11 protein-coding genes are annotated in these 12,621 nt (G+C 34.5%); 5 read left to right on the forward strand and 6 right to left on the reverse strand.

Annotated elements, in window-relative coordinates; genetic code table 11:
- Positions 1–36: 36 nt before the first annotated feature.
- The 6 genes from ACFQ39_RS07015 to ACFQ39_RS07040 form a co-directional block, all read right to left on the reverse strand.
- On the reverse strand, positions 37–1,098 hold the full coding sequence (locus ACFQ39_RS07015; RefSeq protein WP_377177439.1) for a mandelate racemase/muconate lactonizing enzyme family protein: 1,062 nt from the start codon (positions 1,096–1,098) through the stop codon (positions 37–39).
- 9 nt (positions 1,099–1,107) lie between these two features.
- Positions 1,108–2,190, reverse strand: coding sequence for a DUF1611 domain-containing protein (locus ACFQ39_RS07020; RefSeq protein ID WP_377177441.1), 1,083 nt, complete (start codon positions 2,188–2,190; stop codon positions 1,108–1,110).
- A 16-nt stretch (positions 2,191–2,206) separates the two neighbouring features.
- A complete protein-coding gene (locus tag ACFQ39_RS07025) occupies positions 2,207–3,268 on the reverse strand; it encodes a pyridoxal-phosphate dependent enzyme (protein ID WP_377177443.1) in 1,062 nt (353 codons plus the stop codon).
- 32 nt (positions 3,269–3,300) lie between these two features.
- Positions 3,301–4,158, reverse strand: coding sequence for a mechanosensitive ion channel family protein (locus tag ACFQ39_RS07030; protein WP_377177445.1), 858 nt, complete (start codon positions 4,156–4,158; stop codon positions 3,301–3,303).
- 85 nt (positions 4,159–4,243) lie between these two features.
- Positions 4,244–5,296 carry a magnesium/cobalt transporter CorA gene (corA, locus tag ACFQ39_RS07035; protein ID WP_377177447.1) on the reverse strand — a complete coding sequence of 351 codons (1,053 nt, stop codon included), beginning with the start codon at positions 5,294–5,296 and terminating at the stop codon, positions 4,244–4,246.
- A 10-nt stretch (positions 5,297–5,306) separates the two neighbouring features.
- The gene (locus ACFQ39_RS07040; RefSeq protein WP_377177449.1) at positions 5,307–5,858 is read right to left on the reverse strand and encodes a DUF4287 domain-containing protein; all 552 of its coding nucleotides are present in this window, start codon (positions 5,856–5,858) and stop codon (positions 5,307–5,309) included.
- A gap of 105 nt (positions 5,859–5,963) precedes the next feature.
- Here ACFQ39_RS07040 and ACFQ39_RS07045 point away from each other — a divergent pair, with 105 nt between their 5' ends.
- The 5 genes from ACFQ39_RS07045 (at position 5,964) to ACFQ39_RS07065 (ending at position 12,616) form a co-directional block, all read left to right on the forward strand.
- Positions 5,964–9,101 (forward strand): UvrD-helicase domain-containing protein, encoded by a 3,138-nt coding sequence (locus tag ACFQ39_RS07045; protein WP_377177451.1) that lies wholly within the window; start codon positions 5,964–5,966, stop codon positions 9,099–9,101.
- Between the two features lie 10 nt (positions 9,102–9,111).
- Positions 9,112–9,615: a CvpA family protein gene (locus ACFQ39_RS07050; protein WP_377177453.1), complete on the forward strand. Its 504-nt coding sequence runs from the start codon at positions 9,112–9,114 to the stop codon at positions 9,613–9,615.
- Positions 9,616–9,645: 30 nt separating this feature from the next.
- Entirely contained in the window at positions 9,646–10,464 is an 819-nt protein-coding gene (gene panB, locus ACFQ39_RS07055; RefSeq protein WP_377177455.1) for a 3-methyl-2-oxobutanoate hydroxymethyltransferase, read from the forward strand.
- 231 nt (positions 10,465–10,695) lie between these two features.
- The gene (locus ACFQ39_RS07060; RefSeq protein WP_377177457.1) at positions 10,696–11,700 is read left to right on the forward strand and encodes an AAA family ATPase; all 1,005 of its coding nucleotides are present in this window, start codon (positions 10,696–10,698) and stop codon (positions 11,698–11,700) included.
- Positions 11,701–11,749: 49 nt separating this feature from the next.
- Positions 11,750–12,616 (forward strand): DUF58 domain-containing protein, encoded by an 867-nt coding sequence (locus ACFQ39_RS07065; RefSeq protein ID WP_377177459.1) that lies wholly within the window; start codon positions 11,750–11,752, stop codon positions 12,614–12,616.
- Positions 12,617–12,621: the final 5 nt, after the last annotated feature.

Here is a 12,621-nt window from a genome sequence, read left to right on the forward strand (position 1 = left end):
AAATAATTATACCCTCAATATAAGAAAAAAATGATGTTAAAACGATTTTAGACCCAGACCAAATTCTTGATTAGGTCTTAAAACACCTTTTTCGAGAATAAAAATATTTTTTACCGGGTCATTGATGAAATCTAGATGTCCATCTAAGTCTGCATATTCAATATTAGGTCTGCTCAAGGCAAAATGTAAACCGGCCGAGATCCCTAAGGCACTTTCGTCCAAACAACCAACCATGACCTCAATTTTTCCAGATTTTGCAACAGAATTAATGTGCTTGGCTTCTTGAATACCACCCACTTTCATCAATTTGATGTTGATCATGTTAATGATGCTATTTTTGGCTAAGTGGAATGCATCTGCCAATGATTTTATACTTTCGTCAGCCATTACCGGAATATCTACTTGCTTGGTGATTTTCGCAAGTTTTTTTCGTTTGTGTATTTTTGTGGGCTGCTCTAAAATTTCGATGCCGACTTTTTTTGTTTCCTCAACAAATTTGATTGTTTCTTTTTTGTTATAACCTTGGTTACCATCAAAGCGCAAAGCCAGCTTAGGATATTTTTGATGAACTTGATTCACTCTTTCAATATCTTCTTCTACATTTAGTCCGCCTTTTATTTTTATGATATTAAATCCTTGATCTACAAATTCTTCTACTTCATAAAGTGTTTCCTTTAAGGGTAAAATACCTACAGTAATACTCGTTGCAATTTCATGTCTAAAACCACCTAAAAATTGATACAAGGGCACCTCTGCTTTTTTGGCAAAAATATCGAACAGAGCCATGTCTACCATAGCCAAAACCGAAGGGCTTTTAGGGAGTAGAATTTTTAGTTCTGTAAGAATTTGAACATAATTCAATGGATTTTTACCCGTTAAAAAAGGAATAACGAGAGACTTAATTACCGAAGTTGTTTCGTCGTCAGATTCACCTGTAACTTCTTTATCAGGTGCTGCACACCCCAGACCTACAATTCTTCCGTCAGTTTCAATCTGAAGAAAAAAATTACTTGCATTCTTTATGGTTTCATAGGCAATGGTATAAGGGTTTTTAAGCTGTAAGAAATGACGTTCGAAACTAACTTTAGTTATTTTCATGGCGATGATTTATTTCTTATTAATTTTTGACTTAAGAACAGTGACCAATTCTTTTGCTCCGTATTCAAGAACATCAAAACAAGGCAAACCAGTTTCTTCAGTAATTTTTTGGCAAGCCTCTTCAATTTCAGATTTTTCCATTCCCTCATGATTTAGAGTTATGGCAATAACCGGTTTACCTGAAATAACTTGAAGTGCATGAATTTGTTCTTGAATATCGTGTAGTTTATAACCCGGAAAACCGTCGTATTCAAGTCGTTTTGGTGCATGCTGTAAAATGATATAATCAGGTCTTCCGGCAGCAAGAATTTCGAATCCGCCCGGATACGCAGGATTCATCAAACTTCCCTGACCTTCAATAACTATTACATCCGGTTTTGCTTCCTTCCAGGCAGAAACCACGGCATGTTCTATTTCCCCAGAGACAAAATCATTTATACAACTGTCCATGACCATAGAATATTTTGCACCCTGTAGCCAAGCAGTTTGCCCGGTGCCGATCATTTCGGCTTTTAAGCCTAGTTCTCTAAATGCATGTACCAATAACCACGAAGTTGTTCTTTTGCCGATGGCAGAATCTGTTCCCAAAACGGCTAATTTTAAGCATTTTACTTTCTCAATATCTCCCGTAAAGAAATGAAGTTCATCTCTATCTGGAGTTTTACGGATATCTCTTACTCGGCAATTGTTTTCGCTGGCAACTTTCATAATTTCATCATCTTTAGTGAGAAAATCATGTAATCCTGAGTCTACATTTAATCCTTTTTGCAAGGCAAGTTTTATTTCTGATTTATAGGATTTGGGTAATCTGCCTCCATCCGGGGCAAGACCTACCACAAAATTCTTTGGCTCTTTCCCCTTTTCGATTAGCTCGTTATATGCCGATGTGAAATCTGGATAAATTGGAATATTTTTCTTTTTTCCATCCAGTACTTCCCCTGCATCTTTTCCGGCGTATTTTGCATCGATTACCGCAACGACATCATATCGCTCTGTAAATCGAACTAAACCATGTGCAGTTTTTCCTTCGGGGGTGTTAAAAGCATTTTGACAAAACACGACGGCTCGTCCGTCTATACTATCTTTTTTCATGATTTTTAAAGATAAATTAATTTTTTGCGGTTAAAATGGCTACAATTTTTCCAGGATCTAATTCTTCTTTTTCTTGTAATTTTAGCATCCCGATCAATCCGGCAGTAGAAGCAGGCAATATTTTATATCCCTCTTTTTTTAATAGAAAGGAACTCATTTCTTTCATGTTTTTATCAGAAATGTTAAAAGCTCTTCCTTCAGATTCGCGAATCGCAAAAAGAGCTTCATCACCGTCAAAACTATGCCAATTAATTAAGGGTTCGTTGTATTTGGTTTCTTTGATGACTTTTGGATCTAAGTCAATGCAGCTAGCGAAACCCTGATTAAAAGATTGAATGATTGGATTTTTTTGAGTTGATGAGGCTGCAATCATTTTTGGTATAATGCTAGTTCTTCCCCTTTTGTACAAACTCACAAAGCCTCTGTAAATTCCTGCCAGTAAGGTGCCGTTAGAAACAGGTACAGCACAATATTTCGGTGCATCGCCAAGATCTTCATAAAGTTCATAGGCAATTTGTGAGTAGCTCTGAATTTGAAGGGGTGTATTACTTCCTCCCGGATTGGCATCATACCAATCTTTCTCATGGGCTATCCGGCTACTTTCCACAACAGCATCCTCATAACTTCCTTCACATCTTTCTATTTGGGCTTCTAAATTGGTCATTTCTTCGATCCGTTCGGTATGATAACTTTGCGGAATAAAAATGATACATTTTACGCCAGCTAATTTGGCCGCTAAAGCCATGGCTACTCCGTAATTCCCACAAGTGGCCAAGGTAACCGTATCAAAACCCCTACGGAGCGCATCATAAATCTGGGCAAAGGCAATTCGGTCTTTTTGTGTGCCGGTAGGATTATCTCCTTCGTATTTGATATAAAATTGCCTAAAATTAAACTCTCTTTCAATAGCTCTGGATCTATTCAGGCCGGTATCTCCCACTTCTAAATTGATAATATCTTCAAAAGATTCCAATCGGTCTACCAAAGATTTGGTTGGGTCTTTTACAAAGTCACTTAATGACAAAGCTTCTGCTGAAACTTTATTGCTAGATGATTTAACAGAATCGCGAATGTTCACTTTATCTGAATTTACGTTAACAATTATGTGTTCTAATTTATTTTTTTAAATAGATCAGTGTGGTTGGTTTTAAGATGTAAATCCATTTGAGTAAATGGAATTTCGATCTTATTTTCTAAAAATTTTTGATTGATGATTTTTCTGATGTCACTTTTGACTTTTTCTATTCTAAAGATGTTTTCACTGTAAAAAAGTAACTGAAAATCCAAGGAAGAAGGTCCAAAATCAAGAAATCGTACATCGATCAACTCATTTTTTTTCACTTCAGGATGGGCAACGGCACTTTCATTGAGAATTTTCATCACTAGGTCAACATTACTGCCATAGGCCACTCCAACATTTATTTTAAATCGGGTTCTTCGCGTTTGATGACTCCAATTAATCACTTTGCTTGTCGTAATCAAAGAATTGGGTATTATGATTGAAATTTCATCCCTGTTTTGCCCTTTAGAGGTGCGAAAACCTATTTCTTCAATTTTTACAATATCATCGTCTATGGTAAGAATATCACCTACTTTAATCGATCTTTCAGATAACAATATAATTCCAGAAATCATATCGTTAAAAGTTTGTTGTAATCCTAAACCAACACCTACTAGAAGTGCGGCAGAACCTGCTAGAAGAACGGTAATTTTTAAACCGATTGTTTCTAACATAAAAGCGATAGAAATCACCCAAATCACATATTTAATGATCTGAAAAAGGGCATAAAGATTACCCTTTTCGTAAGTGTTTAATTTTTCTTTTCTGTATAGCGCTTTCTGAATGATCCATAAAATAAACTTGGTAATGAGGAAAATAAAAAGAATTGAGACCAAAGAGTATACGCGAATGCTATACTCGCCGAGATGTAGTAATTCAAATTCTAAAAAATTTTTAATTGCGTTCACGGTTGTGGATTTCAAGTAGTAAAATTAGATAATTTCTGTCTTGTTAGATTTTTTAATGATAAAATATTCAAAATTGAAGTTAAATTTAAATCCATTTCTTTTTTCGGAAATAAATAATCATCGAAATGATTAAGGTAAGCATTACTCCAATCAATACAAAGTAACCCCAACGCCATTGAAGTTCAGGCATATAATTAAAATTCATACCGTAAACACCTACCAGAAATGACAAAGGAATAAAAATAGAAGAAATCACAGTCAGAATTTTCATGACCTGGTTCATACGATGACTCTGGATAGAGAAAAATAAGTTTGATGCGCTTTCTAATCTAGATGTTAGTCGGTCGCAATTATCAATCAATGAAATAGTGAAATCTTTTAATTCTACATAATATTTTAAATGTTTAGTTTGGATTAGTTTGGGTTTTTCGCGTTCGATTTTTAAAAAGATTTCTCGCAATGAGATCAAAGCTCGCTTGATTTGATCTACTCTAACTTTATGGGTTTCTATTTCTCTCAAGACTTGTGGAGATGGGTCTAGTTCCAGGTCGAATGAATTTATTTCAGATTCACTCACTTCTAATTTTTCTATGGTTTTTTGATAATCATCTAAAATGGCTTCAAGTAATAAACAAAGTAGATAATCGCAACTTCTATCTCGAATTATTCCTAAACCTTCCCTAATTCTATCACGGATATGGTTAAAGTGATCACCCACTTTTTCTTGAAATGTGACTAAATAATCTTCTCCTAGAACAAAGCTGATTTGCTCGTATTCAAGTTCTAAAGTGGAGGTAGCCATAAGAGATGAAATCGAAAAATAATAGTTATTTTCAAATTCCTGAAATTTTGAGACCTGGGCAAAATCCAGAATGCTGTCGATAATTAAATTGTGCATATTCAATTTATCGCAAACCGCTTTAACCAAATCAATTTCTTGAATTCCACTTAGATTTAACCAGTAGCGATATTCAGGCTCAAGAAAATTTTTGAGTTCATCCGGATGCTTTAGACTTGTGATTTCTAAATAATCTTCTTTCCTGTATTTAAAAAGTTGAAGCTCTGGGATAACATCCAATTTCCGACCTACAAAATGCCTTTGGCCAGGATTTTTTCTTTTTCTATTTCTTTTGCCCATAAATTATTTGCTAACCTGCTTGGTCATATGCTTTCTTAAGCCAATTTACCATAGCCCCACTTAGCTTATCCTCTGGTTTTAATTCTATTTGATGAGAACACATGGCGTTTTTTTTGGTAATTTCTTTTAACAATTCATCAGATTCAACATTCTTTAAATTTAGTCCTATTTCAAAGCGTGTTTTTGTGGCAGGGATAAGCATAACAAATTGTTTTTTGCGTCTGAGACTCACATAACTATTTTTTGGAGCTATGGTTATGTCTTCTCCAAATGCACTGATTGATTGAACTAATTCTCTGTACAAGGACAAAAAATGCTCTTTGCCTTTGTATTGATTGGCAATGAGATCATCTGCAGCTTGTGAATCTGCATCACTGTTTCTTGCTTTATGAGCCACAAGATTTGCAAAACCGTGAGTAAAACCATGCTCTTTTTTAAGAAAATCCATGATCTCTCTATGTTTGGTGAATTTTTTAACTCGTACCATTTTCACCCATTCTTCAAGGCTTTTACCTGTGTTTTTTTGAAGATTGTCTAACATGGTTTGTGCGGCCTGGTCCATTGTAATAGAAATTTAAAAATGAAAGTTAATCATTAAATTGAATTGAATTTATCATCTCAAAAAAATAAATTTACCTAATTTTATCTGCCAATCAAAATTCTGCCCGTGTACAGCCCTTCCTTTTTTAAAGTCTATAATGCCTCAGCCGGAAGTGGAAAAACCTATACTTTGGTAAAGGAGTATTTGAGAATCTTGTTATCTCATCAAAATCCAAGAGCTTTTCAGTCTATTTTGTGCCTTACATTTACGAACAAGGCAGCGGCAGAAATGAAAGAGCGTGTATTGACTACATTAAGAAATATGGCCTCTGGTAAAGAGTCTGCTATAGCCAAAGATTTGGAAATAGAATTGGAAGTTGCCCCTAGTGTATTAAATAATAGAGCAAAAAATATTTTAAGAGAAATTGTTGAAAATTATTCTGCATTCAACATTGTAACCATAGATACTTTTACTTATCGTTTGATTCGCTCTTTTGCACTGGAATTAGGTCTAACTACAAATTTTGAACTAGAATTGGATCAGAAAATATGGTTAAACGAAGCAGTAAATGATGTTATTTCAAAGGTGGGAGAAAATGAAGAAATTACGAAGTTGATTTTAGAATATACTTTAAATCAGGTTGAGGATGATAAATCATGGAATATAGCGGCAAACTTAAATGATATAGGCAGAATAAGTCACAATGAAAATCACGAGCCTTTTTTGGCCCATTTTGAAACCAAATCTATTCAGGATTTTGTTGCGTTCAAGAAGAAAATTCTGCAAAACCAGAAAATAATTGAAGAGGAATTTAGAGTAATAGGAGAACAGGCCTTAAAAATCATTGATGAGAACGGTCTTGATCAAGGTGTTTTTTACATGAATATACTTCCTAAATTTTTTGAACAAATCAAAACAGATTGTCAAGGGATTAGTGCAAGTAAGTTTACAACAGTGACAAACAGAATATTTAATCAGACAGCTGTAAATAAGGGTGCTTATCAAAAAATGCCAGGAACAATTGATGCCGTACTACCTACTTTAGAAAATTTTTTTAACCGAGCCAGTGTTTTATATCAGCAACAAAATTTAAACCATCTCTTACTCAAAAGTATTACACCTTTGGCTGTGTTGAGCGAGATCAACAAGGCTTTGCAATCCGTTAAGAAGGAAAATAACATTCAATTTTTATCTGAATTCAATAGATTGATAAGCAAGCATTTAAAAGAGCAGCCTGCGGCTTTTATCTATGAAAAAATAGGTGAAAAGTTTAAGTACTTTTTTATTGATGAAATGCAAGATACTTCGGGTATGCAATGGTCTAATTTAATTCCTCTTGTAGAAAATGCGTTGGCAGCAGGAAATTCCGGATTACTTTTGGTAGGAGATGCCAAACAATCGATTTATCGTTGGAGGGGTGGTCAGCCCGAACAGTTTATTGATCTCGCCGGTAAAGATGATGAAATTCAGAACTTCAATTCAAACCCTTTCGGAGTACAAAAGTCTTTACACCAATTAGAACGAAATTATAGGAGTTTTGATGAGGTCATTCAATTTAATAATTCATTTTTCACTTTTCTTTCGGCACAATTTAGTAACAATCTCCACCAAGATTTATATGAAATCGGCAATAAACAATTAGTCAATCACTTTAAAGGAGGTTATGTGCAGATTGATTTTTTGGATGAAATTGAGAATGCTCAAACAAGAGATGAAATTATTCCGGTAGAAATAGAAAAAATCATCCACGACTTGCAAGGAGAAATTGATCTTAACGAGATTTGTATTCTGGTTTCTAAAAACAAACAGGCAATCACCATTTCTAATTATTTAAATGAGGTTGGTATTGCAGTATCGAGTGCAGAAAGTTTGCTCCTAAAGAACAATAGAAAAATTGATTTTATTATCGAATTTTTGAAATACCTGAACAATACAAAGGATGAGCACGCTAAGTTTAACGCACTTTACTTCTTGTTTGACCATTGGCAAATAAAAACGGATAAGCATACTTTTTTTAAAGAATTAATTTCTTTAGATGGAGAAGAGTTTTATCTCAAATTGAAAACTTACGGATTGATTAATAGCGATTTTATCGGTTTAAACCTCTCTTTTTATGATAAAATTGAACAAATAATTAGAAGTTTTATGCTCGCTAAAACTTCGGATGCCTATTTGCAGTTTTTTCTTGATCAGGTGTTACAATTCACTAATAAACACGATCATTCTATCACAAATTTTTTGGAATATTGGGAATTAAAAAAAGACGAGCTGTCTGTAGTTGCACCCGAAAATAAGAATGCGGTAAATGTGATGACCATTCATAAGTCTAAAGGCTTAGAATTTAGAATTGTGATTGTGCCCTACGATTTACAAATGAGAGATAGAAATGATAAAAAATCGACTTGGCTCGAATTAGAAAGCACAAGTTATTCAGAAGATTTTGATCATTTTTATGTAAGTTATGGATCTGATTTACAGCAAATAGGAAATAAAGGAAAAGCAATAGAAGCTTTGTTTAGAGAGCAAGAACAATTAGACAATTTTAACTTGGCTTACGTGGCTTATACCCGTGCTATTGAGCAATTGTATATCCTATGTGATAAACCCAAAAAGGAAACTTTAGTGAAATCATCTGATTATCTAAAACTTTTTCTGAAGAGAAATCATTTATGGGAAGACGAAAAAAACACTTTTCATTTTGGAAATAAATCGCTTTCAATCGATGTTGAAAAGTCATCGACGGAAGCAACTGTGATTTCTTCATTCATCAGTACTCCATGGCAATCTCATGATATAACCATTGCTCCATCTCCTGATTTGTTCATAGATCAACAAAGTGAAGCTCAATCTTATGGTAATCTTTTTCACGAAATAATGGCAAAAATTATTTCTTTAGAGCATGTAGAGCCAGTTTTGCAGAACTACTTAGAAAGAGGTTTGATTAATTCATCAGAAAAAGAAAAACTGAGTAAAGTAATTTTAGAAATAGTAGAGAATGAAAAATTAAAAAGTTATTTTGCCTTAGGAAAAATAGTTTTTACAGAGAGAGAGTTATTGAGTGGCGATAAAGAAATTTTGATTCCGGATCGATTAATTTTTGACGAAAATGAGGTTACAATTATCGATTATAAAACGGGGAAAATCGATAAAAAGCATCACGTACAATTAGAAAAATATGCAGACTGTTTGAATAAAATTGGATTTCAAGTGCAAAATAAGATTCTGATTTATGTTCAAAAGGAATTAGAGGTCATTAATTTTTAAAATAAACAATATGAATGTCATCGATTTGATTTTAGCTGCCTTGTTAATTTTTGGGTTAATCAGAGGCTATTTTAAAGGTTTTATTGTTGAAGTGACTTCATTGGCTTCTTTGGTAGTAGGTATCTTTGTGGCTATCCATTTTTCACATTTCATAGCTAATATTTTAAAAGGCAATGTAGATTGGAACCCATCGGTCATTCAAATCGTTTCATTTGCAGGAACCTTTTTCATTGTGGTTATTTTAATCGAATTAGCGGGAAAAGTATTTACTAATTTAGCCAATTCAATTTTTTTAGGAGGGGTTAATAAAATTCTCGGAGCAATTTTTGGCTTGTTAAAAGTTGCTTTGATAACTAGCGTAGTCTTGATTATTTTTGATGGTGTAAACCGTACATTGCCTTTTGTTGAAAAAGAAAAAATAGAATCATCGATTTTATATAATCCTGTAAAGAATTTTGGCACATTTCTTTTTCCAAAAATCATTGCTACCAAAGAAAATTTAGAAAAGAAATAATCCCTAATTTTGCAGAAATTTTAGCCCGAAATGCCAAAACAAAAAAAAGAATACAAAAGAATTACCACCAGATCGTTATTTGAAATGAAGGCCAATGGCGAAAAAATTGCCATGCTTACCGCCTATGATTACACCATGGCCAAAATAGTAGATCATGCGGGGATCGATATTATTTTAGTTGGAGATTCGGCTTCCAATGTGATGGCCGGGCATGAAACAACTTTACCTATTACATTAGATCAAATGATTTATCACGCATCATCAGTGGTAAGGGCCATTGAAAGATGTTTGGTTTTGGTAGACCTTCCTTTTGGATCTTATCAAGGAAACTCCAGAAATGCACTCGATTCTGCCATTAGATTGATGAAAGAATCCGGTTGTCATGCGATAAAATTAGAAGGAGGAAAGGAAATCGCAGAATCTATTACTCGAATTCTTTCGGCCGGAATACCTGTAATGGGGCATTTGGGATTAACACCACAATCTATTTATAAGTTTGGTTCTTATAGCGTGCGTGCTAAAGAGGAGGAAGAAGCATTGAAACTAAAAGAAGACGCCAAGTTGTTGGAAGAGTTAGGTTGCTTCGGAATTGTTTTAGAAAAAGTGCCGGCAAAACTTGCAGCCGAAGTTTCAAAAAGTGTTTCCATTCCTGTAATTGGTATTGGAGCCGGTGGGGATGTCGATGGTCAGGTATTAGTTACCCATGACATGTTGGGTATGACCCACGAATTTAGTCCCAGATTCTTGAGGAGATACCTCGATCTTTACGACCAAATGACGGGTGCATTCGAAAATTATATCAAAGATGTGAAGTCAAGAGATTTTCCAAACGAACAAGAACAATATTAATGTTTTTTATTTCAACTTCAGTTTTGCTGAAAACAAATCAAATTCCATTTATTTTCATCCTTTTATTGTTTTTATAGTGTTTCCAACTAATCTTTGCAGAATTGCTTAGATTACTTGGTTTTGCGCTAATTTTTAACCAAAATTTAACAACAAAACTATGATCGAACCCTTAGATTTGTTGCCCTTAGTGTCCAAAAAAAATTCGTAAAAAAGAATTATAAAATATATTCCATGGAAATGCAGAATACGAGTGTAGATATTAGAGCCATCAATGAGAAAATTGAAAGAGAAAGCGCCTTTGTAGATCTTCTTCATTTGGAAATGAATAAGGTAATTGTTGGGCAAAAACATATGTTAGAGAGATTGCTCATTGGTCTTTTGGGAAATGGACATATTTTATTGGAAGGAGTTCCTGGATTAGCGAAAACTTTGGCGATTAATACTTTGTCTAAAGCGGTTAAAGGCTCGTTTAGTAGAATTCAGTTTACGCCGGATTTATTGCCAGCGGATGTGATTGGAACGATGATTTACAACATGAAGGTGAATGATTTTTCGATCAAAAAAGGACCCATTTTTGCCAATTTCGTCTTAGCGGATGAGATCAACCGAGCGCCGGCTAAAGTGCAATCAGCGTTGTTAGAAGCTATGCAAGAGCACCAAGTAACAATTGGAGATGAAACCTTTAAGTTGCCCGAACCATTTTTGGTCATGGCTACGCAAAACCCAATTGAGCAAGAAGGAACCTATCCTTTACCTGAAGCACAGGTAGACCGTTTTATGTTGAAAACAGTGATCGATTATCCAAAATTAGCTGATGAGCAAATCATTATGCGTAAAAATTTAATGGGTTCATTTGAAAAGATTAATCCGGTTATTTCACTAGATCAAATATTAAGTGCACGAAGTTCTGTGAAAGAAGTGTATATGGATGAAAAAATCGAAAAATATATACTTGATTTGATTTTTGCAACGCGTTTCCCGGATGAATATCGCTTGGGGGAATTGGCGCCTCTGATCAGTTATGGAGCCTCGCCCAGGGGAAGTATCAATTTAGCGATGGCTTCTAAATGCTATGCATTTATTAAAAGACGAGGTTATGTAATTCCTGAAGATGTGCGTGCTGTGGTTCACGATGTACTCAGACACAGAATAGGCGTAACGTATGAGGCGGAAGCCGAAAATATCACTTCAGTAGACCTTATAAATAAGATCATCAACGAAGTTGAAGTGCCTTAAACTAAAAAGTAGATCAGATTCAAAGTATTGATTCATCGAAATTAGATAAGTGGAAACCAAAGAAATTCTCAAAAAAGTTAGGAAAATAGAGATCAAGACAAGAAGATTGTCTGATCATATTTTTTCGGGTGAATACCACAGCTCGTTTAAAGGTCGTGGTATGACTTTTTCTGAGGTGCGCCAATATCAGTTTGGAGACGATATCCGCTCCATAGATTGGAATGTAACAGCCCGTTATAACGAACCTTTTGTGAAAGTTTTTGAGGAAGAGCGCGAGCTAACCATGATGTTGCTGGTAGATGTGAGTGCCTCTGAGTATTTTGGAACTACAGATCAGTTTAAAAGAGATATCATTACAGAGATCAGTGCTACGTTAGCCTTTTCTGCTATACAAAATAACGATAAGGTTGGCTTAATGCTTTTTTCAGACGAGATTGAATTATTTATTCCGCCAAAAAAAGGAAAAAGTCATGTGTTACGGATCATCAGAGAGTTAATAGAATTTCAGCCTAAGAGTAAGAAAACAGATATTGCTCATGCTTTGCGTTATTTGTCTCAGGTGATGAAAAAGAAGGCGATTGTTTTCCTGCTTTCAGATTTTATGGATAAAGGCTATGACAATCCATTAAAAATTGCAGCAAAAAAACACGACATTACCGGAATCAGAGTTTTTGATCAATACGAAACAGAATTGCCAAAATTAGGTATGGTCCCCATGTTCGATGTAGAATTGGAAGAAGTTGTACTGGTAAACACAAATTCCAGCGCGGTTAGAAAAAGTTACAAGGCAAATTACCTCGAACAAGTAGATTATTTTGAAAATACTTTTAGTAAAAGTGGCGCAGGAACCATTAGTTCTCGTGTGGATGAGAGTTATGTAAAAAAATTGTTGGGTTATTTTAAACGCAGAAATTAAATAGC

The organism is Namhaeicola litoreus, assembly GCF_042679565.1.
GTDB lineage: Bacteria > Bacteroidota > Bacteroidia > Flavobacteriales > Flavobacteriaceae > Namhaeicola > Namhaeicola litoreus.

What these genes read in the sequence shown, in the direction of transcription:
- ACFQ39_RS07015 (WP_377177439.1), bottom strand. Translation starts at nt 1,098, where the DNA reads ATGAAAATAACTAAAGTTAGTTTCGAACGTCATTTCTTACAGCTTAAA.
- ACFQ39_RS07020 (WP_377177441.1), bottom strand. Translation starts at nt 2,190, where the DNA reads ATGAAAAAAGATAGTATAGACGGACGAGCCGTCGTGTTTTGTCAAAAT.
- corA (WP_377177447.1), bottom strand. Translation starts at nt 5,296, where the DNA reads ATGGGCAAAAGAAATAGAAAAAGAAAAAATCCTGGCCAAAGGCATTTT.
- ACFQ39_RS07040 (WP_377177449.1), bottom strand. Translation starts at nt 5,858, where the DNA reads ATGGACCAGGCCGCACAAACCATGTTAGACAATCTTCAAAAAAACACA.
- ACFQ39_RS07050 (WP_377177453.1), top strand. Translation starts at nt 9,112, where the DNA reads ATGAATGTCATCGATTTGATTTTAGCTGCCTTGTTAATTTTTGGGTTA.
- panB (WP_377177455.1), top strand. Translation starts at nt 9,646, where the DNA reads ATGCCAAAACAAAAAAAAGAATACAAAAGAATTACCACCAGATCGTTA.
- ACFQ39_RS07060 (WP_377177457.1), top strand. Translation starts at nt 10,696, where the DNA reads ATGGAAATGCAGAATACGAGTGTAGATATTAGAGCCATCAATGAGAAA.